Here is a 26,999-nt window from a genome sequence, read left to right as displayed (position 1 = left end):
CCATGAACCGATCGACCCCTGGCGCACTTCGCGAACTCCTCGGCTTGCTCAAACCCTACCGGCTGATCGTCGCCTTTGCCGTCGGGCTGGGTATCGTCGGCGGCTTGTGCATCACCTTGCTGCTGGCCAACATCAACAACCTGCTGCATGCTCCTGGTGCCCTGAGCTGGGGTGTGGTGCTGGCGTTTGCCGGCATCTGCCTGGTGGCGCTGGGCTCCTCCATCGCCTCGGACATTGGCACCAACTATGTCGGCCAGCACGTCATCGCCGGCTTGCGCCGCGACCTGGGCGAGAAGGTGCTCAGTGCGCCCATCGAACAGATCGAGCGCTACCGCAGTCACCGCCTGATCCCGGTGCTGACCCATGACGTCGACACCATCAGCGACTTCGCTTTCGCCTTCGCGCCGCTGGCCATTTCGCTGTCAGTGACCCTGGGCTGCCTGGGTTACCTGGCCCAGCTGTCCTGGCCGATGTTCCTGATCGCTGCCCTTGCCGTACTGATCGGCACTGCCGTGCAATACATCGCACGGGTCCGTGGCATCCGCGGTTTCAACGCAGCGCGCGAAGCCGAGGACGAACTGCAGAAACATTACGACGGCGTTGCATCGGGCGCCAAGGAGCTGCGCATCAGCCGGCCGCGTCGTCAGCGCATGTTCAACGACCGCATCAGCCGCACGGCGAACTACATCCGCGACACCCACGTGCGTTCGATCAACATCTTCGTCATCGCCAAGAGCCTCGGTTCGATGCTGTTTTTCGTGGTCATCGGCTTGGTGCTGGCCCTGCAACAAGCCCAGTTGGTCAGCGACCCCAAGGTCACCAGCGGCTTCGTGCTGGTGCTGCTTTACATGAAAGGGCCGCTGGAGCACCTGGTCTCGACCCTACCGATCGTCAGCCGCGCGCAGATCGCCTTCCGCCGCATTGCCGAGTTGTCGCAGCAGTTCTCCTCGCCCGAGCCGCACCTGCTGCTTGCCGCCAACGAAGTGCCGGATCAGCAGATTCGCAGCCTCGAACTGCGCAACGTCGGCTTTGCCTTCCCGCCGGTGGCAGGCGCGGCGCCGTTTGCCCTGGGGCCGATCAACCTGCGCATCGAACACGGCGACATCCTGTTCATCGTCGGCGAGAACGGTTGTGGCAAGACCACCCTGATCAAGCTGCTGCTGGGCCTGTATGCACCACAGCAGGGCGAGATCCTGCTCGATGGCCAGGCTGTCACGGCAGCCAACCGCGATGACTATCGCCAGCTGTTCACCACCGTGTTCGCCGACTACTACCTGTTCGATGACCTGCTGCAAGACGCCCAGGCCCTGCCCGAGGATGCCGGCAAGTATCTGCAGCGCCTGGAGATCGCGCACAAGGTGCAGATCCGTGACGGCGCCTTCACCACCACCGACCTGTCCACCGGCCAGCGCAAGCGCCTGGCACTGGTCAACGCCTGGCTGGAAAAGCGCCCGGTGCTGGTGTTCGACGAATGGGCCGCCGACCAGGACCCGACGTTCCGGCGCATTTTCTACACCGAACTGCTGCCGGAACTGAAGCGCCTGGGCAAGACCATCATCGTCATCAGCCACGACGATCGCTACTTCGACGTCGCCGATCACCTGTTGCGCCTGCGCGACGGCAAGCGCGTGGAAGAAGAAATCACAGAATTTTCACATTGATCTTTCCGGTTCTGGGGAGCCGGTACGTTACATAAATGCAAATAACTCTCATAAGTAATCTATCTGCTAACACTGAGTATCCGCATGACCACTAACACGGTTTCGCCGCTCGCCAAGGCGGTTCGCAGGAAATCACTGGCCTTGTTGACCCCGTCGCTGCTGGCTTGTGCGCTGGCAGCCTCGCTGAACGCCAATGCCGAACCGGTACAACTGAACATCCCTTCCCAGGGCCTGGTCGGGGCGCTGAATGCGTTGGCCAAGCAGGCCGACCTGCAGCTGCTGTACAGCCCGGAGACCGTGCGCAACACCACCGCGCCGGCCATCAAGGGCAACATGGAGCCCGAGCAGGCACTGCGCCTGCTGCTGCGTGACAGCGGCCTGACCTACCAGATCGACGGCCACACGGTGATCCTCAATGGCGCATCCGGCTCGTCGGCAATGGAGCTGGGCCCACTGAACATCAATGCCAACACGCTGAATGCCACGAGTGAGGGGACCAACTCGTATGCTGCACGCGCCGTAACCATTGGCAAAGGCGTTCATACCCTGAAGGAGACGCCGCAGTCGGTCACCGTCATGACCCGCAAGATGCTCGACGACCAGAACCTCAACACCCTCGAGCAGGTGCTGGACAAGACGCCCGGCATCACCACCTATGACTCGCCCATGGGCGGCAAGTACTTCTACTCGCGCGGTTTCAACCTCGACGGCCAGTACCAGTACGACGGCGTGCCCCTCGATGTGGGCGGCAACTACGTGCAGGCCAACAGTTTTTCCAGCGACATGGCGTTCTATGACCGCGTCGAGATCCTGAAAGGCGCGGCCGGCATGATGAAGGGCTCCGGCTCCTCGGCCGGTGGTGTCAACTTCGTGCGCAAACGTGGCCAGGACAAAGCCCACACCAGCGTGACCCTCTCCGCCGGCAGCTGGGACAACTACCGCAGCCAGGTGGACGTGGGCGGCCCGCTGAACGAGTCGGGCACCGTGCGCGGCCGCGCCGTGGCGGCGCTGCAGGACAAGCAGTATTTCTACGACAACGCCGATCGCCAGGACCGCGTCGCCTATGGCGCCATCGACTGGGATGTGACGCCCGACACCACCCTGGGCTTCGGTCTGGCCTACGAGGATGTCGACGCCTCCCCTTGCTATCACGGCCTGCCGCGCTACGCCGATGGCAGCGACCTGAAACTGTCCCGCTCGACCTGCCTGGGTGCCAGCTGGAACGACCTGCAAAGCGAGCGCATTACCGGTTTCGCCGACCTCAAGCACCGCTTCAACGACGACTGGTCGCTGAACTTCGCGTCGGTCTACACCCATAACAACCAGAACATCGAGTACGGCTACTCTGAAGGCTCGGTACCGGTGGGTGCCACCACCGGCGCGATGGGGCGCTATTCCGGGCGCTTCGATTACGACCAGACCGACTACGGCTTCGATAGCTACATCGATGGCAAGTTCGAGGCGTTCGGCCTGGAGCACGAACTGATCATCGGGGCCAACGCCAGCCGCCAGAAAAACCACGACTACTTCGCCCTGCTGGCATTGAGCGGCACGCAGAACCCTTTCGACCCGTCGGATAACTTCCCGCACCCGGCCAAGGCCGACTACCAGACCGGCACCATCCGCGGCGGCCCGTTCCCGACCGACTCCACCACGACCCAATGGGGCACCTATGCCAACCTGCGCCTGAAACTGGCCGAGCCCCTCACCCTGGTGCTGGGTACCCGTGTCAGCTGGTACCGCAATGACCGCGACTCCTATACCCAGCGCTGGGATACCTGGGAACATATCCGCAGCAAGGAAAACGGCGAAGTCACGCCATTCGGCGCCTTGCTCTACGACCTGAACGACCAGTGGACCGCCTACGCCAGCTACGCGCAGATCTTCCAGCCGCAAGGCAACCTGACCACCGCCGATGGTCAATCGCTGCAGCCCAAGACCGGTGGCAGCTATGAGCTGGGCATCAAGGGCGAGTTGCTCGACGGCAACCTCAACACGTCGTTCAACCTGTTCCGTACCATCGAAGACCACCGTGCTGAAACCGACTATGAGAACGTCTGTGCAGGCTCCAGTGACGGTTATTGCTACACCGACAGCGGCAAGGTCCGTGCCCAGGGCTTCGAGGCCGAGATCAGCGGCTCGCCGATCGACCGCCTGCAACTGCTGGCCGGCTACACCTATACCCAGACCAAGTACCTGAAGACCATTAACGATACCGACCCGACCGAGCTGACGTTCACCTCCAGCTTCATTCCGCGGCACATGCTCAAGGTCTGGGGTGACTACCAGCTTGATGGCGCGCTGGATCGCTGGACGATCGGTGCCGGGGTGTCCAGCCAGAGCGACAACTTCCGCCGCCAGGGCAACATCCGCATCGAGCAGCCGGGCTACACGCTGTTCAGCGGCCGCGTGCAGTATCGCCTGGACCAGAACTGGACCGTTGCGGTCAATGGCAACAACCTGTTCGACAAGAAGTACTACAGCACCATCGGGGCTACCGGTTGGGGTAACTACTATGGCGAACCACGCAACTTCATGCTGACCTTGAAGGGAGATTTCTGAAGGGTGCTCGCTTGAGTACGGAAAGGGCCGCATAGCGGCCCTTTTTTCATTCCTGGTGGAGCCACCGGGGCTGCCAAGTGTTCGACTTGCGGTTTTCAGCGCCTGGGAGATCGAGCGCCGCCCGCGCGGCGCATCGCGAGCTTTGCTCGCTCCTACGTTTGTTTCTGGCCAGTAACGCCTGTGGCAGACGCGCGCGACCGCCTGGTTTGTACGACGGGATATCGCGCCATGCGCCAAGGCGTCCGCGCGCAAATCCCCCAGAAATGATTGGCCCGAAACAAACGTAGGAGCGAGCAAAGCTCGCGATGCGCCGCGCGGGCGGCGCTCGATCTCCCAGGCGCTGAAAACATCAAGGCGAACACCCCGGGCTCCCCTTATCCCATCGCCCTCCCCAACGCCGCACACAACCGCTCATGCACCTGCAGCACATCCGGCAGCACCGAGGCCATGCGCAACAGGTCATGGGTCAGCCCCGGCAGCTCCATCACCTCGACCGCTACTCCAGCCTCGCGCAAGCGCTCGACGTAGGCCCTCCCCTCATCCAGCAGCGGGTCGAGCCCGGCCAGCGCAACGATGGCTGGCGCGACACCGCTCAGATCCTCTGCCAGCAACGGCGAGAAGCGCCAGTCCTGGCGGTCCTGCGGCGTGCGTGCGTAGTGGTCGTAGAACCATTCCAAGGTATCGCTTTCCAGCAGGTAACCCTCGCCGAACAGCGTGCGCGAAACACTCTGCCGGCTGGCATCGGTCACCGGGTAGCACAGCAGCTGGGCACACGGCGTCAGCGCTGCGCGCTCCCCCAGCCGCGCCGCTTCGATGGCCAGCACCGTGGCCAGGGTGGCACCTGCGCTGTCGCCGCCGAAGGCCACACGGGCGCGGTCCAGGCCCAGGCACTCAGCCTGGCTGGCCAGCCAGGCCAGGCAATCCTCACCGTCCTCCAGGGCAATCGGGAAACGGTGTTCCGGCGCCAACCGGTAACCCACCGCCAATACCGCGCAGCCGGCCCTTGCGCACAGTTCGCGGCAGACGCCATCGTGGCTGTCGAGGCTGCCGACGACAAAACCGCCGCCGTGAAAATACACCAGCACCGGCAACCGGGCCGCTGCCTGTGGCGGCCGATACAGGCGCAGCGGTATGGCCGCACCGTCCCTGGCAGGGGCGTACAGCGCTTCGATGGCCAGGTTTTCAGGCGCTGCCCAGCGCAGTTGTTCGGTGGACTGCTGGAACACCCGGCGGGCTTCCACAGGGCTCATGTGATGAAACGGCGCATTGCCAGCATTGGCTTCGGCCAGGTCGAGAAAAGCTTCAAGTTCAGGATGCAGCATGGTGTTCCTCGAAGAAGGGAGGCCTGCGCAGGCCCCCCGGTTGAATGACGAAAAGGCTCAGCCCAGACGCGCCAGGCAGTGCTCGATCAACAGCTCCAGCTCGACGCGATAATCGTCCATCAGCGCCTGCACGGTCTCGGGGCGGTAGCGGCGCGTGCTGTAGACACAGCGCAGCGCCAGGCAACCGTCATAGGCCTGGCCGATGATCTCCAGCCAGTTGCCCAGGCGTGCAGCGGGGCTGTAGCAATCCCCCGTGCCTTCGGCAGCCGGTACCAGCAGCGCCTTGTCGTCGAAGCTCTGGTCGAACTGCCCCAGGTAGTTGAAGGTGATCCGCGCCTGCGGCAGACGCGCCAGGCGCTCGCCCAGCCCAGGCTGGCCAAGGTAGCGCAGCACGCCATAACCGATGCCCTTGTTCGGCACGGCCTGCAGTTGCCCCTGGATGGCCAGGATCGAACGCCCCATGTCCACCTCAGGCTGCAGGCGAACCGGGAACATGCTGGTGAACCAACCCAGTGTGCGCGACAGGTCGAGGGCTTCGAACAGGTCTTCGCGGCCATGCCCTTCCAGCTGCACCAGCACCGATTCCTGCTCGCTCCAACGGCACAGCACGCGCCCCAGGGCGGTCAGCAGCAGGTCGTTGATCTGCGTGCCATAGGCAGCTGGCGCTTCCTTGAGCAGGCGGCTGGTCGGGCTGCTGTCGAGCACGACCCTGGCCACGGCCTGTTCACTGACCTGGTTGCGGCCACGAGGGTTGTCGCAGGGCAAGTCCTGTATCGGGCGGTCCAGCTGCTGCAGCCACCAGTCGGCTTCCTCGGCGGCGATTCGCCCAGCATCCTGCGCCAGGCGCTCGACCCAGGCGCGGTAGCTGCTGCTACGCATCGGCAGCACGGGTTGCTGGCCCAGGCTGCAGGCCTCGTAGGCGCTGCGCAGGTCTTCCAGCAGCACACGCCAGGACACCGCATCCACCACCAGGTGGTGGATCACCAGCAGCAGGCGCGCCTCACCGTCGGCCATGGTCACGTGCATGGCACGCCACATCGGGCCGTCGGCCAGGTCCAGGCTGCGTTGCGCCTGGTTGGCCAGCTGCTCCAGCGCCTCGGCATCGGCGGCCTCGCGGCGCCACAGCTGCGGCGCACAGGCGTCCTCGGCCAGGTAGTGCTGCAACCAGCGGCCGCTGTCGCGGCTGAAGCGCAGGCGCAGCGAATCGTGGTGTCGCTGGATCACCCCAAGGGCGCGCTCCAGTGCATCCAGGTCCAATGCGCCGCGCGCCTTGAGCATCAGCGCCTGGTTGAAGTGCTGCGGCTCGAGCATGTCCTCGGCAAACAGCCACTCCTGGATCGGCAGCAGGCGGAAAGCACCCTCCACCGCCACCAGGCTGCCGTCCTCGACCGGGCCGCTGACCGTTTCCAGGGGGCGCTGGCAAATGCCGGCAATGGTCTGGTAACGCAGCAGGTCGCGCAACTTCAGGTCGAGGTCCAGGCCTGAGTGGTTCTTCACCCTCGATACCACTTGCAGGCTGAGAATCGAGTCACCGCCCAGTTCGAAGAAGTTGTCTTCGATGCCGACCTGCTCGACTTGCAACACCTGAGCCCAGATCTCAGCCAGCATCTGCTCTACGGCATTGCGCGGTGCCACATATGCCTCCTGCTGGAAACTCGGCTCCGGCAGCGCCTTGCGGTCCAGCTTGCCGTTGGGCGTGAACGGGAACGCGGGCAGCACCATGACCTGCATCGGCACCATCCAGTCCGGCAGGCTGGCGCGCAGGGCCATTTTCAGGCTGTCACCCGTCAGTGAACGATCGCCGACCACGTAGCCGACCAATTGCTTGCCGCAGGCACTGTCACGCGCCACCACCAGGGCATCTTCGACGCCCGGCTGACGGCGCAACGCCGCTTCGACTTCGCCCAGTTCGATGCGGAAGCCGCGGATCTTCACCTGCTGGTCGATACGCCCCAGGTAATCGAGGATGCCATCCTCGCGCAGGCGCACCAGGTCACCGGTGCGATACAGCCGCGCGCCGGCGCTGCCGAACGGGTCGGGTACGAAGCGCTCGGCGCTCTGCCCGGGTCGGTTCTGATAACCACGGGCAACCCCTTCGCCACCGATGTACAACTCACCGGCGAAGCCCACCGGCAGCGGGTTGAGCTGCTCGTCCAGCACATGCAGGCTGCGCTCGCCCACGGCACGCCCGATGGGCGCGTAGTCGGCGCCGCAACGGTCGTTGCCCGCCGCCTTCCACAGCAACGGCGTGACCACGGTTTCAGTGGGGCCATAGCCATTGGTGAAGTGCCGCGGACGCAGCGCCGCCCGGACCTGTTCGAAACTGCGCTCCGCTACCGCATCACCGCCAAAGCAGTAGATGCGCACCGGCGGCGCCGGCATGCCGCTGCCTTCGACAAACTCGGCCATCTGCTTGAGGTAGGCCGGTGGGAAGCAGGCAATATCGATACGCTGTTCGTGCAGCACGCGGCACGTCTGCTCCGGCGTCCACAGGCTGCCATCGCGAATCACCAGCGTGCCGCCTACCATCAACGTGGTCAGCCAGCGTTCGTGGGCACCGTCGAAGGCGAACGACATGAAATGCAGCTCGCGCACGCCAGGCTCCATCTCGTACAGCTCGGCAATGGCCTGGCAATGCATGCTCAGCGGCGCTTGCGGCACCGCCACGCCTTTCGGCCGGCCGGTAGAGCCAGAGGTGTAGATCAGGTAGGCCAGGTTGCCCGGCCGGGCCTGCGACATCGGTGCGGTGTCCGGCCAATGGCCCTGGTCTGCGTCATCGAGCAGCACGCGTTGCAAGGCAGCTGGCGCAGGCACGCGCGCCTGCAGTGCATCCTCGGTGATCAGCAAGGCCATGCCCGAGTCATCGACCATGTAGGCCAGGCGTTCGGCCGGGTAGTCGATATCCAGTGGCAGGTAGGCGGCGCCCGTCTTCATCACCGCCAGCAAGGCCACCAGGGTTTGCACCGAACGTTCCAGGGCGACGCCGACCACCACTTCAGGGCCGGCGCCCAATGCTTGCAGGCGGTTTGCCAGGCGATTGGCCGAGCGCTCCAGCTGCAGGTAGTCGAGCTGCTGCCCGCCACACTGCACCGCCAACGCGTGCGGGCGCTGCCCGGCATGGCGGCCAATCAGTTCGACCAGTGACTGTGCCTGCCAGGTGTTGGCAGGTGCCGCGCTCCAGCCCTGCAGGGCTTTGCGTTGTGCCTGCGGCAGACGCTGCAGGTTGCCCAGCGCCACGTGCGGATTGGCGAGCATCTCTTCCAGCAGGTGCTCCATCATGGCGCGAATGCCCTGTACCACCGGCTCGCTGAAGCAGCCGCGCAGGTACAGGTATTCGATCGACAGCTGCTCGCCCAGGTGCACCGCGAGGTCCATGGGGAAGTTGGTGACGTCGTGGTTGGACGATTGGCCGAAGCTCAACCCGCTGGCCGCGCTTTCGCCCAGGCGCTGATCGATCGGGTAGTTCTCGAAGACGATGATGCTGTCGAACAACGGCTGCCCGCCCTGCCCCGACCAGCGCTGGACGTCGGCCAGTGGCACATGGGCGTGCTCGCGCAGTTCCAGGTTGTCGCGCTGCAAGGCCTGCAGCCAGTCGAGCAGTGGCTGCCCGGCGTCCATCCGGCCGATCACCGGCAGGGTGTTGATGAACAGGCCGAGCATGCGATCAGCCCCTGCCAGCCCCTCGGGGCGCCCGGCGACGGTCGCGCCGAAGCACGGCGCCGACTGGCCGGTGTAGCGCTGCAACAGCAGCAGCCAGGCGCCCTGTACCAAGGTGTTGGCGGTGATGCGCAGTTCACGGCAACGCTGCTGCAGGCGAGCAGTGCGCTCACCGTCCCAACGGGTATAGAGCGCATGGTGGCCCTGTTCGTCGCTGACCTGCCGCGGGTGCACGGCCTGGCTCAGCGAAGTCGGCTCGTCCAGGCGTTGCAGGCGGTCTTTCCAGAAGCGCTCGAGGGCACCCTGGTCCTGGCGCTGCAGCCAGGCGATGAAATCGCGGTAACGGCCCACCTCACCGGTGCTGCCGCCCTGGTGATACTGCTCCATCACCTCGCCGAACAACTGCGAGCTGGACCAGCCATCCATGAGGATGTGATGGCTGGTCCAGGCCAGGTGGTAGCCCTGCTCCGCCACGCGGATCAGCAGCAGGCGCTGCAACGGCGCACGAGTCAGGTCGAAGCCACGGGCGCACTCTGCTTCAGCGCGCTCGGCCAGGCGCAGCTCGTCTACTGCCTCACCGCGCCAGTCGAGCAGTTCGAAGTCCAGGCGGGCCTGGCGGTGAACCACCTGCACCGGGCGTGGCAAGCCTTGCCAGTGGAAGCTGGTGCGCAGGATGTCGTGGCGGGCCATGACACGCTGCCAGGCCGCCGCGAAGCGTTGCGGATCGAGGCCGTCGACGGGCAGGCAGACCTGGTTGACATACAGCGCCGAGCCACCATCGGACAGAGTATGGAACAGCATCCCCTCCTGCATCGGCGACAACGCGTACACGTCTTCGATGTCATCCACCGCCACAGGCAACGCATCGAGCTGGGCCTGGTCGAGGGCGGCCAGGGGGAAGTCCGCCGGCGTCACCCCCTGGCTGCCCGGCTGCTGGCAATGCTCCACCAGTGCCCGCAGGGCGCTTTCGAAGGCGGTCGCCAGCGCCTGTATGCGGCTTGCCTCGAAGGAACAGGTGCTGAACGTCCAGCTCAGGCTCAACACGCCTTGGTGGACCTGGCCATCCAGGTTCAGCCAGTTGCCCAGCGGTGCATCATCGTCGATACCGCTGCCGGCCGACTCATCAGCCAGGCGCCACAGCGCATCTTCTGCCGAGCCGGCATCGAACTGCCCCAGGTAGTTGAAGGTGATGCGCGGCTGCGGCAGGGCAGCCAGGGTCTGGCGGGCAGCCTGAGGACCGAGATGGCGCAGCAGGCCGTAGCCGAGGCCTTTGTTCGGCACGTTGCGCAGTTGTTCCTTGATACGCTTGATCGACGTGCCGATATCGGCAGCGGGTTGCAGACGCACCGGATACAGGCTGGTGAACCAGCCCAGGGTGCGCGACAGGTCGATGGCGTCGAACAGCTCCTCACGCCCATGCCCTTCCAGCTGCACCAGTGCCGAGGCTTCACCGCTCCAGGCACACAGGGCCTGGGCCAGGGCGGTCAGCAGCAGGTCGTTGACCTGGGTGCGATAGGCCGCCGGCGCCTCTTGCAGCAGTGCGCGGGTCAAAGCCGGGTCGAAGCGGCTGGTGAGGGTTTGAGCATGGCGTTTGGCCTGGCTGCCATCGCGGTGGTCGGCAACGATGCCTTCGCCGCCTTCGGCAAGCTGCGCCTGCCAGTAGCCCAGCTCGGCGCTCATCGCCGTGGACTGCGCATGGGCTACCAGCTGCTCGCCCCAGGCCTTGTAGGCGCTGGTCTTGGCTGGCAGGCGCAGCGCCTGGCCTTTTTGCAATTGGCGGTAGGCGCTCTGCAGGTCCTCCAACAGAATGCGCCAGGACACGCCGTCGATGACCAGGTGGTGGACCACCAGCAGCAGGCGCTGGCTGCCATCGGCCAGGCTGGCCAGCAGCGCACGGCACAGTGGCCCGTGCTCCAGCGACAGGCTGCGCTGGGCCTCGGCCGCCACCTGTTCGAGCGTATCGACCTGCACGCACTGCAACTGCACGCACTGGTCGACGGCGGCGTGATACTGCACCCAGCCCGCAGTGTCCTGGCGATAGCGCAGGCGCAGGGCGTCATGGTGCAGCGACACATGCTGCAGCGCGGCGCGCAGGCGTTCACCGTCCAGCGCCTCGACAGGCGCCAGCAGCAAGGCCTGGTTCCAGTGATGGCGAGCCGGGATTGCCGTGTCGAAGAACAGTTGCTGGATCGGCAGCAACGGTGCCTCGCCAGTCACCGGCCCTTGCTCGACCTGGCTCGCTTCGCTCTGCTCGGCAACGCCGGCCAGGCGCTGCAATGTCTGTTGCTCGAAAACGTCCTTGGGCGTGAAGCGCAGTCCTTGCTGGCGGGCGCGGCTGACCAGCTGAATCGAGACGATGGAATCACCGCCCAGTTCGAAGAAGTTGTCGTTGAGGCCGACCTGTTCGACCTTGAGCACCTCCTGCCAGATGGCAGCCAGGCGTTGCTCCAGTTCGCTCTGCGGCGCCAGGTACTCGCGCCGCGACTGGCCCAGCTCCGGCTTGGGCAAGGCCTTGCGGTCGAGCTTGCCGTTGGGCGACAGCGGCATGCGCTCGAGCAGCACCCACTGGCTCGGCACCATGTAGTCCGGCAACACAGCGGCCAGGTGCGATTTGATTGCCTCCAGGCTATCGGCCTGCTCGGCCACCAGGTAGGCCACCAGTTGCTTGCCGCTCGGGCCATCGGCGGCCACTACCACGGCTTCGCGCACGGCGTCCTGCTCCTGCAGCCGCGCTTCGATCTCGCCCAGTTCGATGCGCAGGCCGCGGATCTTCACCTGGTAGTCGATGCGCCCGGCGTACTCGATCACCCCGTCCTCGCGCTGGCGCGCCAGGTCGCCGGTGCGGTACAGCCGCTGGCCGGCGCCGAACGGGCTGGTGACGAAACGCTCGGCGGTCAGCGACGGGCGACGGTGGTAACCGCGCGCCAGGCCGATGCCGCCCAGGTACAGCTCGCCAGTGACGCCGGGGCTGACCGGGTTCAGCTCACCGTCCAGCACGTAGGTCTGCAGGTTGGCGATCGGCTGGCCGATCGGCACGGCGTCCTTGCCTTCCTCGACGCAGGTCCAGTGGGTGACGTCGATGGCCGCTTCGGTCGGGCCATACAGGTTGTACAGGCCGCTTTGCGGCAGCAGCGCCAGGGTCTGGCGTTGCAGCTCTACCGGCAGCGCTTCGCCGGAGCAGATGATCCGCTGCAGCGAGGTGCAGCGTGCGGCGTTTTCGTCACCGACGAAGGCCTGCAGCATCGACGGCACGAAGTGCAGCGTGCTGATCTGCTCGCGGGTGATCAGCTCGGCCAGGCGCGCCGGGTCACGGTGGTCACCGGGCCGCGCCATGACCAGGCGCGCACCTTCCATCAGCGGCCAGAAGAACTCCCACACCGACACGTCGAAGCTGAACGGTGTCTTCTGTAGCACGCTGTCATCGGCATTGAGCTGATACGCCTCCTGCATCCAGGCCAGGCGGTTGTGCAAGGCGACATGGCGGTTGCCGGCGCCTTTCGGCTTGCCGGTGGAGCCGGAGGTGTAGATGACGTAGGCGAGGTTTTCCGGGTGCAGCCGCACGCCCGGGTTGTGTGCGTCCAGCGCGCTCCAGGCTTCGGCCCGGTCCAGGTCGAGCACGGCCAGCCCTGCAGGGATCGGCAGGCCGTCGCGCAGGTGCGACTGGGTCAGCAGCAAGGCGATGCCGCTGTCCTCGAACATGTAGGCCAGACGCTCCTGCGGGTACTCCGGGTCCAGCGGCACATAGGCGCCACCGGCCTTGAGGATCGCCAGCAGGCCGACCACCATCTCTACCGAACGCTCGGCGGCGATGCCGACCAGCACGTCCGGGCCCACACCCATGCCACGCAGGTGCTGCGCCAGGCGATTGGCCTCGGCATTGAGTTCGGCGTAGCTCAGCGTACGTTCGGCGAAGGTCAGCGCCGGCGCCTGCGGCTGGTGGGCAACTTGCTGTTCGAACAGCTGATGCACATACGGCGTGCCAGGGTAGTCGCGCGCCGTGGCATTCCATTGCTCGACCACCATCTGGCAGTCACCGGCCTCCAGCAACGACAGCTCGCCCAGCGGGCTATCCGGCTGCGCCATGAACTGCAACAGCAGTTGGGTCAATTGCCCGGCGATGCGGCGGATGGCCGGCTCGGCGAAGTCCTGGGTCAAGTAATTGAAGGCCAGCTCCAGCTCCTCGCCCACCTGGGCGATCAAGGTCAAGGCATAGCCGCTCTGCTCGCTGTAGCCCAGGTTGCTGAAGCCAAGGCCACCCGGGGCCGCCTGCAGGGCCTCGGAAACCGGGTAGTTCTCGAATACCAGCAGCGTGTCGAACAGCGCTTCGCCGTTGCGCCCGGCCAGGCGTTGCACGTCTGCCAGCGGCGTATGCTCGTGGTCGCGCAGGGCCAGGTTCTGCGCCTGCACCGCCTGGGCCCACTGGGCAACACTGAGCGCGCCGTCCGGTGTGGCGATCACCGGCAAGCTGTTGATGAACAGGCCCAGTTGCTGCTCGATCCCTGGCAGCTCCACCGGGCGCCCAGACACGGTGGCGCCGAACGCCACGCTGCGCTGGCCGGTATAACGCTGCAACAGCAGCAGCCAGGCCGATTGCACCAAGGTGTTGAGGGTGACCTGCCGCTGCCGGGCGAAAGCCTGCAGGCGGCGGGTCTGTTCGACGTTCAGCCGGGCGCTGTGCAGGGCCTGGCCGGGCTTGGCCCGATCCGCTCGGGCGCAGGCCAGCGCCAGGCGGGTCGGCTCCTCCAGCGGCGCCAGTTGAGCCTGCCAGAAACGCTCGCTGGCTGCCTGGTCCTGGCCCTGCAGCCAGGCGAGGTAGTCCTGATAGCGCCCTTCTGGCGCAGCGACGGCCTGGCCGGCATAGGTTTGCAGCACCTCGCCGAGCAGCCGCGAGTTGCTCCAGCCATCCATCAGAATGTGGTGGCTGGTGTAGATCAGGTGATGGCTGTCAGTGCCAGTGCGCACCAGGCACAGGCGCAAAAGCGGTGGGCAGGCCAGGTCGAAACCGCGGTCCAGTTCTTGGCCAGCACGCTCGTCCAGCAGGCTGGCAGAACCTTCGCCGCCCTCCTCGACCAGGATCTCCAGGCTGGCCTGGCGCTGGATCACCTGGCGCGGCGACTCCAACCCGCCGTCCCAGAGAAAGCCTGCGCGCAGCAGTTCGTGGCGATCGACCGCCTGCTGCCAGGCACTGGCGAAGCGCTCGACGTCCAGGCCACGGATATCCAGGCGCATCTGGTTGACGTAGGTACGGCCGCAGGCTTCGTACAAGCTGTGGAACAGCATGCCCTGCTGCATGGGCGACAGTGGGTAGATCTCGGCGATGGCCCGGGCGGGCAACGCCAGCGCATCGAGCTGTGCCTGGTCCAGCCCGGCCAGTGGCACATCGCTCGGGGTCAGCCCGCCGTGGCTCTGCACCAGGCAGTGCGCGATCAGCGCCTCCAGGGCCTGCTGGTAGGCCTCGGCCAGGCGGGCGATGGTCGCTTCGGTATAAACCTCGCCACTGAAGGTCCAGTTCAGGCTCAGCTCGCCACCGAACACCTGGCCATCGACACTCAGCCAGTTGCCCAGCGGTGCCTGCGGATCTTGCCCGGCGCCACGGCCTTCACTGGCGGGCACCCACAACGCGCCCTCGGCGAAGTCGCCATCGAACTGCCCCAGGTAGTTGAAGGTGATACGCGGTTGCGGCAAGGCGGCCAGTGCCGCGCGTGCCTCGGCACTGCCCAGGTGGCGCAGCAGGCCGTGGCCCAAGCCCTTGTCGGGGGTGGCCCGCAGCTGCTCCTTGATGCCTTTGATGGACGCTGCCAGGTCGCCGACCGGGGTCAGGCGTACCGGGAACATGCTGGTGAACCAGCCCAACGTGCGCGACAGGTCGATGTCGCTGAACAGGTCTTCGCGACCGTGCCCTTCCAGCTGCACCAGCGCCGACGCTTCGCCGCTCCAGGCGCAGACGACCTGGGCCAGGGCGGTCAGCAGCAGGTCGTTGACCTGGGTGCGGTACGCCGCTGGCGCTTCCTGCAACAGCTGGCGGGTACGCGTGGCGTCCAGCCGCGTGGTGACGCTGCGCGCATGCTGGTTGTCCATCGCACCCTGTGGATTGTCACGCGGCAGCTCCTGCGGCGCGCCGTCCAGCAATTGCTTCCAGTAGCCGAGCTGCTCGACCATCGGCGCGGACCGGGCATGTTCGACCAGGCGCTCGCCCCAGGCCTTGTACGAGGTGGTCTTGGCCGGCAACTGCAGCGTCTGCCCAGCCTGCAACTGGCGATAGGCCGCCTGCAGGTCTTCCAGCAGGATGCGCCAGGAGACACCGTCGATGAGCAGGTGGTGAATCGCCAACAGCAGGCGCTGTGTGCCGTCCGGCAGGGTAATCAGGGCCAGGCGCAGCATGGGGCCTGCGGCCAGGTCGAGGCTGCGCTGCACCTCGGTGCAGTAGGCCGGCAGCTCGTCGAGGCTGAGCAACTGATGCTGCCAGATCAGCCCGTCGGCGCCCACCTGTTGCTGATGGGTCTGCACCCAGGCGCCGTCGACCTGCTGGTACCGCAAGCGCAGCGAGTCATGGTGCTGCAACAGCGCGGCCAGGGCATGTGTCAGCCGTTCGCTGTCCAGCGGTTCGGCCGGGGCCAGCAGCAGCGACTGGTTCCAGTGCTGGCGGTTGGGAATCTCACTGGCGAAGAACGTGCGCTGGATCGGCAGCAGCGGCGCTTCACCGGTTACCGGCCCCTGGTCGATCTGCAGGCTCTCGCTGAGTTGCGCCACAGTGGCCAGGCGACGGATGCTCTGGTGCTGGAACAGATCACGCGGCGCGAAGCGGATACCCGCTTGACGCGCCCGGCTGACGATCTGGATGGAGATGATCGAATCCCCGCCCAGCTCGAAGAAGTTGTCGTCCACGCCGACCTGCCGCAGACGCAGCACGTCCTGCCAGATCAGCGCCAGGCGCTGCTCCAGCGCGTTGCGCGGCGCCTGGTATTCACTGCGCGATTGCGCAGGGTCAGGCTTGGGCAGCGCCTTGCGGTCGAGCTTGCCGTTGGGCGACAGCGGCATCTGTTCGAGCAGCATCCACTGCGCTGGCACCATGTAGTCCGGCAGCATATCCAGCAATTGCGCCTTGACGCCTTGCAGGTAGCCGCCCTGGATCTCCGCTTCGGCACGAGCCAGCGAGGTCGGTTCCGGCACCAAATAGGCCACCAGTTGCTTGCCGCTCGGGCCATCGGCGGCCACTACCACGGCTTCGCGCACGGCGTCCTGCTCCTGCAGCCGCGCTTCGATCTCGCCCAGTTCGATGCGCAGGCCGCGGATCTTCACCTGGTGGTCGATGCGCCCGGCGTACTCGATCACCCCGTCCTCGCGCTGGCGCGCCAGGTCGCCGGTGCGGTACAGCCGCTGGCCGGTACCGAACGGGCTAGTGACGAAACGCTCGGCAGTCAGCGACGGGCGACAGTGGTAACCGCGCGCCAGGCCGATGCCGCCCAGGTACAGCTCGCCAGTGACGCCGGGGCTGACCGGGTTCAGCTCACCGTCCAGCACGTAGGTCTGCAGGTTGGCGATCGGCTGGCCGATCGGCACGGCGTCCTTGCCTTCCTCGACGCAGGTCCAGTGGGTGACGTCGATGGCCGCTTCGGTCGGGCCATACAGGTTGTACAGGCCGCTTTGCGGCAGCAGCGCCAGGGTCTGGCGTTGCAGCTCTACCGGCAGCGCTTCGCCGGAGCAGATGATCCGCTGCAGCGAGGTGCAGCGTGCGGCGTTTTCGTCACCGACGAAGGCCTGCAGCATCGACGGCACGAAGTGCAGCGTGCTGATCTGCTCGCGGGTGATCAGCTCGGCCAGGCGCGCCGGGTCACGGTGGTCACCGGGCCGCGCCATGACCAGGCGCGCACCTTCCATCAGCGGCCAGAAGAACTCCCACACCGACACGTCGAAGCTGAACGGTGTTTTCTGCAGCACGCTGTCGTCGGCCGTCAGACGGTAGGCTTCCTGCATCCAGGCCAGGCGGTTGTGCAAGGCGACATGGCGGTTGCCGGCGCCTTTCGGCTTGCCGGTGGAGCCGGAGGTGTAGATGACGTAGGCGAGGTTTTCCGGGTGCAGCCGCACGTCCGGGTTGTGTGCGTCCAGCGCGCTCCAGGCTTCGGCCCGGTCCAGGTCGAGCACGGCCAGCCCTGCGGGAATCGGCAGGCCGTCGCGCAAGTGCGACTGGGTCAGCAGCAAGGCGATGCCGCTGTCCTCGAACATGTAGGCCAGGCGCTCCTGCGGGTACTCCGGGTCCAGCGGCACATAGGCGCCACCGGCCTTGAGGATCGCCAGCAGGCCGACCACCATCTCCACCGACCGCTCGGCGGCGATGCCGACCAGCACGTCCGGGCCCACGCCCATGCCACGCAGGTGCTGCGCCAAGCGATTGGCCTCGGCATTGAGTTCGGCGTAGCTCAGCGTACGTTCGGCAAAGGTCAGCGCCGGCGCCTGCGGCTGGCGGGCAACTTGCTGTTCGAACAGCTGATGCACATACGGCGTGCCGGGGTAGTCGCGCGACGTGGCATTCCAGCCAACGATCGCCAGTACCCGCTCCTCTTCGTGCAGCATGGCCAGATCGCCCATGCGTTGTGCCGGAGCCTCAACGATGGCCCGCAGAAGGTTCTGCCAGTGTACGGCCATGCGCTGGACGCGCGGCGCATCGAACAGGTCGGTCGAGTAGATCAACGAAGCGCTCAGGCCTTGTGGATGCTCGACACAGTCCAGGCTCAGGTCGAACTGCGCACTGGGCATGGCCCATTGCATTTGCTCGACTTCCAGCCCCGGCAGCTTCACGCCCTCACTGATAGCCCCCTCGCTGACCTGATAGTTGAACATCACCTGGAACAACGGGCTGTGGCTCAGGCTGCGCTCCGGCTGCAGCGCGTCGACCAACTGCTCGAACGGCAGGTCCTGGTGGGACTGGGCTTCCAGCGCAGCCTGGCGCACCTGCTTGAGCAGGTCGAGGAAACACGCCTGGCCATCAACGTCGGCGCGCAGGACCTGGGTGTTGACGAAAAAGCCCAGCAGGCGCTCGGTCTCGGCGCGATTGCGGTTGGCCGAAGGCACACCGACACGGATGTCAGCCTGGCCACTGTAGCGATGCAGCAGCAACTGGAACGAGGCCAGCAACACCATGAACGGCGTGCAGCCCTGGGCCTGGGCCAGTTGCCGGACCCCCTGCAGCAGCGATGGCTGCAGTTCGAGCATTTCACGGCAACCCTGGCTGCTGCGGCGAGCCGGCCGTGGGCGGTCGAATGGCAGCTCCAGCGGGCCTTGCTCGCCGGCCAGGCGTTGCGTCCAGTAGTTCAGCTGCCGCTCGCGCTCGCCCGCCGCCAGCCACTGGCGCTGCCAGCCGGCGTAATCGGCATACTGGATCGGCAAGGTCGGCAGCTGCGCCACAAGGCCTTGGCAATGCGCCTGATAAAGGTTGATCAGCTCGTCGACCATCAACTGCATGGACCAGCCGTCGGAGACGATATGGTGTTGGGTCAGCACCAGTACGCGATCTGCCTCGCCCACCTCCAGCAGCGCCACCCGCAACAGCGGACCTGCCTCCAGGTCGAACGGGCGGATGGCCTCGGCCTCGATGGCGGCCAGCAACGTCGGTTCGTCGGCTTGCGCCAGGCTGCGCGTGGCGATTGTCAGTGCCGCGACCGGATCGATGCACTGACGCGGCTGGCCGTCATTCTCGAGGAAGAAGCGCGTGCGCAGCGTCTGGTGCCGCGCCGCCAGGTCGGCGAATGACTGGTGCAGGGCGTCGAGGTCCAGTGCCCCGCGCAAGCGCAACACGGTCACCATGTTGTAGGCAGCGCCTTCCGGGTCCAGCTGCCAGAGCACCCACTGGCGCTGCTGGGCGTGGGAGAGCCGTGGCGCCTCACCGTCGGCCAGTGGCACGATGGGCAGGCGGCCCAGATCGACACCTTTCTCCAGCAGGCGCTTGAACAGGGCCACGCGCTTGTCGTGGCCCAGCGCGCTGATCCGCTGGACCAGCTCATTGCCCTGTTGGGTCCCTTGCTTAAGCATCAAATGCCTCCAGTTCGTCCAAGGCGTCAAAAATCGCGTCGTAGTCTTGTTCTGCCGGGCCCGCATTGCGGGCTACCAAAGCGGCCAGGGCACCGAGGTCGTCGGCGAGGTAGGCGTCCTGGATCGGCAATTCGACCGAGCATTCGGTCTTGATCCGGGAAACCAGGCGCACCAGCAGCAACGAATGGCCGCCCAGTTCGAAGAAGTTGTCGTTGAGGCCGACCTGTTCGACCTTGAGCACCTCCTGCCAGATGGCAGCCAGGCGTTGCTCCAGTTCGCTCTGCGGCGCCAGGTACTCGCGCCGCGACTGGCCCAGCTCCGGCTTGGGCAAGGCCTTGCGGTCGAGCTTGCCGTTGGGCGACAGCGGCATGCGCTCGAGCAGCACCCACTGGCTCGGCACCATGTAGTCCGGCAACACGGCGGCCAGGTGCGATTTGATTGCCTCCAGGCTATCGGCCTGCTCGGCCACCAGGTAGGCCACCAGTTGCTTGCCGCTCGGGCCATCGGCGGCCACTACCACGGCTTCGCGCACGGCGTCCTGCTCCTGCAGCCGCGCTTCGATCTCGCCCAGTTCGATGCGCAGGCCGCGGATCTTCACCTGGTAGTCGATGCGCCCGGCGTACTCGATCACCCCGTCCTCGCGCTGGCGCGCCAGGTCGCCGGTGCGGTACAGCCGCTGGCCGGCGCCGAACGGGCTGGTGACGAAACGCTCGGCGGTCAGCGACGGGCGACAGTGGTAACCGCGCGCCAGGCCGATGCCGCCCAGGTACAGCTCGCCAGTGACGCCGGGGCTGACCGGGTTCAGCTCACCGTCCAGCACGTAGGTCTGCAGGTTGGCGATCGGCTGGCCGATCGGCACGGCGTCCTTGCCTTCCTCGACGCAGGTCCAGTGGGTGACGTCGATGGCCGCTTCGGTCGGGCCATACAGGTTGTACAGGCCGCTTTGCGGCAGCAGCGCCAGGGTCTGGCGTTGCAGCTCTACCGGCAGCGCTTCGCCGGAGCAGATGATCCGCTGCAGCGAGGTGCAGCGTGCGGCGTTTTCGTCACCGACGAAGGCCTGCAGCATCGACGGCACGAAGTGCAGCGTGCTGATCTGCTCGCGGGTGATCAGCTCGGCCAGGCGCGCCGGGTCACGGTGGTCACCGGGCCGCGCCATGACCAGGCGCGCACCTTCCATCAGCGGCCAGAAGAACTCCCACACCGACACGTCGAAGCTGAACGGTGTCTTCTGCAGCACGCTGTCATCGGCATTGAGCTGATACGCCTCCTGCATCCAGGCCAGGCGGTTGTGCAAGGCGACATGGCGGTTGCCAGCGCCTTTCGGCTTGCCGGTGGAGCCGGAGGTGTAGATGACGTAGGCGAGGTTTTCCGGGTGCAGCCGCACGCCCGGGTTGTGTGCGTCCAGCGCGCTCCAGGCTTCGGCCCGGTCCAGGTCGAGCACGGCCAGCCCTGCGGGAATCGGCAGGCCGTCGCGCAAGTGCGACTGGGTCAGCAGCAAGGCGATGCCGCTGTCCTCGAACATGTAGGCCAGGCGCTCCTGCGGGTACTCCGGATCCAGCGGCACATAGGCGCCACCGGCCTTGAGGATCGCCAGCAGGCCGACCACCATCTCCACCGACCGCTCGGCGGCGATGCCGACCAGCACGTCCGGGCCCACGCCCATGCCACGCAGGTGCTGCGCCAGGCGATTGGCCTCGGCATTGAGTTCGGCGTAGCTCAGCGTACGTTCGGCGAAGGTCAGCGCCGGCGCCTGCGGCTGGCGGGCAACTTGCTGTTCGAACAGCTGATGCACATATGGCGTACAGGGGTAGTCGCGTGCCGTGGCATTCCATTCCTTCACGATCCGCTCATGTGCCGCCGCATCAACCAGCCCGAAGCTGCCCAGCAAGGCGTGCGGTGCGCTGGCGAAGCCTAGCAGCAGATGGCGCAACTCGGCCGCAATCTGCTGCACCTGCTGCTGGCCGAAGACCTGGCGCTGGTAGGCGAAGGTCAGTTGCATCTGTTCGCGCGCTTCGGCAATAAGGGTCAGTGGGTAGCCGCTGTACTCCTGATAATCCAGGCCGGACAAGCGCAACCCGGCACTGCTGTCCGACAGGCTCTGGGCCAGCGGATAGTTCTCGAACACCAGCAGGCTGTCGAACAGCGCTTCGCCATTGCGCCCGGCCGCCGCCTGGATGGCATAAAGCGGCAGGTATTCATACTCGCGCAGGCGCAGGTTGAGCGCCTGCACCTCACGCACCCAGTCGGCGACGGCCATCTGCCCTTGCGGCTCGGTGGCCACCGGCAGGGTATTGATGAACAGGCCCAGTTGCTGCTCGATGCCCGGCAGTTCCGCCGGGCGCCCGGACACGGTGGCACCGAAGCAGGGCCGACGCTGACCGGTACGACGCTGCAACAGCAGCGCCCAGGCGGCCTGCAGCACGCTGTTGAGGGTGACTTGCTGGGTCTGCGCAAAGTGCTTCAGGGCCTGGCTCAGCGTATGGCCCAGCTCCAGCACCACCGCGCCCTGCCCGGACTGGGCGGTATCGCGGGTAGCGCCGAGCAGCGACGGGCCGTCCAGGTCGAGCAGTTGGGCTTTCCAGAACGCATCGGCGCCCGCACGATCCTGCTGCTGCAGCCAGCCGAGGTAGTCGCTACGGCTGGCCTGTACCAGCACGGCAGGCTGCCCCGAATAGGCCTGCATCACGGCAGCGAACAGCAACGAATTGCTCCAGCCGTCCATGAGAATGTGATGGCTGCTGTAGATCAGGTGATGGCGCTGCGGGCCGGTGCGCACCAGAACCAGGCGCAGCAGTGGAGCCTGGCCGAGGTCGAAGGCACGTGCCTGCTCGGCCTGCGCCAGCGCCTCGAGGCGCGCGTCGATATCGGCCTCGCCGGCCCAGTCGAAGCGTTCGACCGGCAGCTCGACATGGCGCCATACCACCTGGCGTGGTGCTTCCAGGCCCTGCTCCCAGACAAACCCGGCGCGCAGTGATTCATGCTGGTCCAGCGCCAGCTGCCAGGCCTGGATAAAGCGGTCAGGGTCAAGGTCGTCGAGGTCCAGGCGCAGGCGGTTGACGTAGCTGCTGGCCTGGCCGTCGTACAGGCTGTGGAACAGCATGCCTTCCTGCATCGGTGCCAGCGGGTAGATGTTCTCGACCTGGCGCAGGTCGACCGGCAGCGCATCCAGCTGTGCCTGGGTCAGGCCCGCCAGCGGGAAGTCGGCCGGGGTGGCGCCGCCGGCCTGGCTGTCGAGGCAGTGCTCGACCAGCGCGGCCAGTTCGCTGGCGTAGTCGTCGGCCAGGCGGGCGATTACCGGCTCGTCGAACATCGCCTGGCTGAAGGTGAAGCCCAGCTCCAGTTCGCCGCCCAGTACCTGGCCGTTGACGCTCAGCCAGTTGCCCAGTGGCGCATCGGCCGCCTGGGTGGCGCCAACGCTTTCCATGGCGGGTGCGAACAGCCGGTCTTCGCCGAAGCCCTGGTCGAACTGGCCGAGGTAGTTGAAGGTCACCCGCGCGGCCGGCAAGGCTTGCAACGCCGCCTGCTGTGCCGGGCTGCCAAGGTAGCGCAGCACACCGTGGCCGATACCGCGCCCGGGCACGCCACGCAACTGCTCCTTGATGGCCTTGAGCGAGCCGGCCAGGTCGTCGGTCGGGGTCAGTGCCACCGGGAACAGGCTGGTGAACCAACCCAAGGTGCGGCTCAGGTCCACGCCGTCGAACAGATCTTCGCGGCCATGGCCCTCCAGTTGCACCAGCGCACTGCCCTGCCTGGTCCAGCGGCACAGCACCCGTGCCAGTGCCGTGAGCAGCAGGTCGTTGACCTGCGTGCGATAGGCTGCCGGCGCCTGCTGCAGCAGGCTCTGCGTGGTGTCGGCAGGCAGCCGGCAGCGCACGGTACGAGCGTGGCGCACTTGCAGCCCGGCGTCGCGGCGTGCCGCCGGCAGGTCGCCGGTGTGCCCGGCGAGGGTCGCTTGCCAGTAAGCCAGTTCAGCATCGCGGGCAGGCGCCTGGGCCCAGCCCACCAGGCGCTCGGCCCAGGCCTTGAATGCCGTGCCCTTCTCCGCCAGCGCTGGCACGCGCCCGGCCAGCAGGGCGACGCAGGCTTGCTCCAGGTCCTCCAGCAGCACGCGCCAGGACACACCGTCGACCACCAGGTGGTGAATCACCAACAGCAGGCGCTGCCCACCTTCAGCCAGGTCAAACAACACGGCGCGCAGCAGCGGCCCTTGAGCAAGATCGAGGCTGACCTGCGCCGCGTCGGCAATGGCCTGCAGTTGCGCGGCATCAGCCACCGGGCTATGCCACAAGAGTCCGCCTGGCACGCCAGCACCGTGCTCGGCACGCCAGCTGCCGTCCCGCTTCTCGAAGGCCAGGCGCAACGCATCATGCTGGTTGACCAGCAGCGCCAGGGCCTGCTCGACGATGCTCGCCGTCAACGCCTGGCGCGGTTGCAGCATGACCGCCTGGTTGTAATGCCCAGGCTGGTTCAGGGCCAGTTCGAAGAAGCGTGCCTGTACCGGCAGCAGCGGCATGCTGCCGCTGACTTGCGCAACAGCGGCGGGCTTGGCCACTGCAGCGGTCAGCTTGGCAACCTGGGCCAGCTGGGCGACGGTCTGCTTTTCGAACAGCTGGCGCGGGCTCAGCTTGATGCCCTGGCGCTTGGCCCGGGCGATGATCTGCAGGCTGAGAATGGAGTCGCCACCGAGCTCGAAGAAGTTGTCTTCAACGCCGATATCTTCACGCTTGAGCACCGCTTGCCAGATGCCCAGCAGTTGCTCTTCCAGCGGTGTACTGGCGGCGACATGGCGCTTGAGCTGTACCTGCGGCGGCGGCAATGCGCGGCGGTCCAGCTTGCCGTTGGCGGTCAGCGGCAGGCGCTCCAGCAACAGCAGATGGGCCGGTATCAGGTAGTCCGGCAGCAGCGCCTGCAGCTGCTCGCGCAGGGCCTCGACTCTCAGCGCGGGGTTGCCTGGCACGCACCAGCCGACCAGTTGCAGCTGCGCCGGGTCATCCCCTTGCGGCACCGCCAGCACCACGGCGTCATGCACCCCGTCCAGGCCACGCAGCACGCGGCCGACCTCTCCCGGCTCGACACGATAACCACGGATCTTCACCTGGTCGTCAGCACGCCCGAGGAAGTGCAGCAAGCCTGCCTTGTCGCGATGCACGCGGTCACCGCTGCGGTACAGGCGCGAGCCCGGCGCACCGAACGGGTCAGGCACGAAACGTTCGGCGGTCAGTGCCGCCTGGCCGAGATAGCCTTGCGCCAGGCTGTCGCCGCCAATGTAGAGTTCGCCCGCGACACGCGCTGGCAACACGTTGAGCACATCGTCCAGCACCCGCACACTGGCACCCGGCAGCGCCGTGCCCAAGGGTATCGCCTGCGGCGCTTCACCTTGCAGTTCGTGGGTCAGCACGCCAACCGTGGTTTCGCTGGGGCCGTAGTGGTTGATGAAGCGGCAGCCCGGCTTGAGCTCGCGAACTTTCTGGTACAGCGCGGGCGAACACGCTTCACCGCCGACGATCAAGGCATGCTCTGGCAGCACGTGTGCCGCGTTGGCTGCCTGCAGCAGGCCGTTGAGGTGGCTTGGGACGATCTTCAGCACGCCGATACGCTGTTCGGCCATGTAGGCAGCGAAAGCATCGGCATCGAAGCCCAGCGCCTCCGGCAACACATGCAGGGTGCGCCCGGAGCACAGGGCGCCGAACAGTACCGTGTGGCCAAGGTCGGCAGCGATGCTGGAGACCAGCGCCATGCTCGCGTCCGCCGCCAGGTCCAGACGTTGCAACAGGCCGTCGACATAGCTGGCCAAGGCGCCATGGCTGACCACCACCCCCTTCGGTTGGCCGGTGGAGCCGGAGGTGTGGATCACGTAGGCCGGTGCATCCGCCAGGAGCGCGGCATGTGGCGCATTATCCGGCAGCGCGGCCCAGCACGCCGGTGCGTACGGTTGTACCTGGCAAGCTGAAGAGGCCAATGCCTGCTGGCGAGTCTCGGCAGACTCGCACAGCAACACCGTAGCGCCGCTGCGCTGCAGCATCCCTTGCAGGCGCTCGGTCGGCGCCTTGCTGTCCAGCGGCATGTAGACGCCACCCGCCTTGAGAATACCCAACAGGCATACCAGCCAGTCCAGCGAGCGCTCCATCAGCACCGCGACCGGCGCACCCGCAGTGACGCCCAGGGCGCGCAGGTGATGGGCCAGGCGATTGGCCTGGCGGTCCAGTTCGGCATGGCTGAGCCGTTGCCCTGCACAAGCTGCCGCCATGCCATCGGGCTGGCGGCGCACCTGCTGATCCCAGCGCTGCAGGACCAAAGCCGGTTGCGCATGGTGGCTGACAACCTCTGTGGCAGGCGCCTTGACCAGGATGTGCAGCGGCGCATCTGGCGCAGCCAGCAGTGTCTCGAACAGCTCACGCAACGCAGCGATGAACCCTTCGATGGTGGAGCGCTGGTAGAGGTCGCTGGCGTAGGTCATTTCACCGTGCACCAGGCGGCCGTCGTCGGTGATGTCCAGGGCCAGGTCGAAGTGGGTGCCTTCCTTGCGCAGCGGGTACTCGCTGATGGCCAGCCCCGGCAGTTGCAGCGCGGTCTGCTTCTGCACGCCGACGTTCTGGTTGAACTTGGCCTGGAACAGCGGGTTGTGCCCAAGGCTGCGCTCTGGCGCCAGCACCTCCACCAGCTGCTCGAACGGCAGCTCCTGATTGGCCTGGGCGGCGAAGGTCGCCTCGCGCACCCGCACCAGCAGTTCACCCAGCGACAGGCGCTCGTCGACCACGCAGCGCAGCACCTGGGTGTTGACGAAGAAACCGATCAGGCCTTCCACCTCTTCGCGGCCGCGGTTGGCGTTGGGCACACCGATGCGGATGTCGCGCTGGCCGGAATGGCGCGAGAGGAACAACGCGTAGCCGGTCAGCATCAGCATGAACAGGGTCACGCCCCGGGCCCGGGCGGTATCGCGCAGGCGCTGCGACAGCGGCTCGCCGAAGTCGAACTTCAGGGTCTCACCCTGCAGGCTCTGCACAGGCGGGCGCGGGAAATCGGCCGCCACTTCGAGCAGGTGATGGTCTTCACCCAGCTGCTCGCGCCAGTGCTGCAACTGCCGCTCACCCTCACCGGCTTCCAGCCAGCGGCGCTGCCACACGGCGTAGTCGGCATACTGCAGCGGCAACGCTGGCAGGCTCTGGGCACCGCCCTGGTAGCACTGCACGAACTCGCGGACCATCACGTCCATCGACCAGCCATCGGAAACGATGTGGTGCATGCACACCACCAGCACGTGTTGATCCTGGCCCAGGCGGAACAGGCTGGCGCGCAGCAGCGGGCCATTGAGCAGGTCGAACGGGCGGGCGACGTCGGCTTCCACGAGGCGCGCCAGCTCGGCCTCGTCAGCCGCCCCAAGCTCGACACGCCGCAGCGCCAGGGGTTCGGCTGCCAGCACCCGTTGCAGCGGCTGTTCGCCGTCGACCTGGAACACCGTACGCAGCGCTTCATGGCGCTCGATCAGGGCGTCGAAGGCGCCCTGCAAACGGCCTTCGTCGAGCTGGCCGTGCAGGCGCAGGCCAGCAGCCATGTTGTAGGCCGCGCTCTGCGGGTCGAGCTGCCAGAGGAACAGCAGGCGCTGCTGGGCGTAAGACAACGGAATGGCCTCAAGGCCATGGCGGCTGACCGGGATCGGCAGCAGGCCGAAGTCCTTGCCATCCTGGCGCAGCTTGGCGAGGAACTGACGGCGTTGTTCGAGCGGCAACCCGATGAACTTCTCGGCGATACGCAGCGTAGTGTTGCGGGTCAT

General features: G+C 66.5%; 5 protein-coding genes. 2 read left to right on the top strand and 3 right to left on the bottom strand.

The annotated features are described in order from the left end of the window. The first annotated feature begins 2 nt into the window (after positions 1-2). Both OCX61_RS07035 and OCX61_RS07030 read left to right on the top strand, forming a co-directional pair. Complete coding sequence (locus tag OCX61_RS07035) at positions 3-1,661, top strand: cyclic peptide export ABC transporter (RefSeq protein WP_261943163.1); 1,659 nt, start codon at positions 3-5, stop codon at positions 1,659-1,661. Between the two features lie 84 nt (positions 1,662-1,745). Then, on the top strand, positions 1,746-4,223 hold the full coding sequence (locus OCX61_RS07030) for a TonB-dependent siderophore receptor (RefSeq protein ID WP_261943162.1): 2,478 nt from the start codon (positions 1,746-1,748) through the stop codon (positions 4,221-4,223). 374 nt (positions 4,224-4,597) lie between these two features. Here the strand turns inward: OCX61_RS07030 and OCX61_RS07025 are convergent, their stop codons facing one another. From OCX61_RS07025 to OCX61_RS07015, 3 genes are read right to left on the bottom strand one after another with little or no spacing between them, the layout of a single operon-like run. Continuing rightward, positions 4,598-5,545 (bottom strand): alpha/beta hydrolase, encoded by a 948-nt coding sequence (locus tag OCX61_RS07025; protein ID WP_261943161.1) that lies wholly within the window; start codon positions 5,543-5,545, stop codon positions 4,598-4,600. Positions 5,546-5,602: 57 nt separating this feature from the next. Next, positions 5,603-19,228: a non-ribosomal peptide synthase/polyketide synthase gene (locus OCX61_RS07020; protein ID WP_261943160.1), complete on the bottom strand. Its 13,626-nt coding sequence runs from the start codon at positions 19,226-19,228 to the stop codon at positions 5,603-5,605. Next, on the bottom strand, positions 19,221-26,999 hold the full coding sequence (locus OCX61_RS07015) for a non-ribosomal peptide synthetase (protein ID WP_261943159.1): 7,779 nt from the start codon (positions 26,997-26,999) through the stop codon (positions 19,221-19,223). The genes OCX61_RS07020 and OCX61_RS07015 overlap by 8 nt, the downstream gene beginning before the upstream one ends.

It is taken from the genome of Pseudomonas sp. LRP2-20 (genome assembly GCF_024349685.1).
GTDB lineage: Bacteria > Pseudomonadota > Gammaproteobacteria > Pseudomonadales > Pseudomonadaceae > Aquipseudomonas.
This window is presented reverse-complemented; position numbering and strand designations above follow the sequence as displayed.

Coding starts and splice junctions, on each gene's coding strand:
- OCX61_RS07035 (WP_261943163.1), top strand. CDS start 3: ATGAACCGATCGACCCCTGGCGCACTTCGCGAACTCCTCGGCTTGCTC.
- OCX61_RS07030 (WP_261943162.1), top strand. CDS start 1,746: ATGACCACTAACACGGTTTCGCCGCTCGCCAAGGCGGTTCGCAGGAAA.
- OCX61_RS07025 (WP_261943161.1), bottom strand. CDS start 5,545: ATGCTGCATCCTGAACTTGAAGCTTTTCTCGACCTGGCCGAAGCCAAT.
- OCX61_RS07020 (WP_261943160.1), bottom strand. CDS start 19,228: ATGCTTAAGCAAGGGACCCAACAGGGCAATGAGCTGGTCCAGCGGATC.
- OCX61_RS07015 (WP_261943159.1), bottom strand. CDS start 26,999: ATGACCCGCAACACTACGCTGCGTATCGCCGAGAAGTTCATCGGGTTG.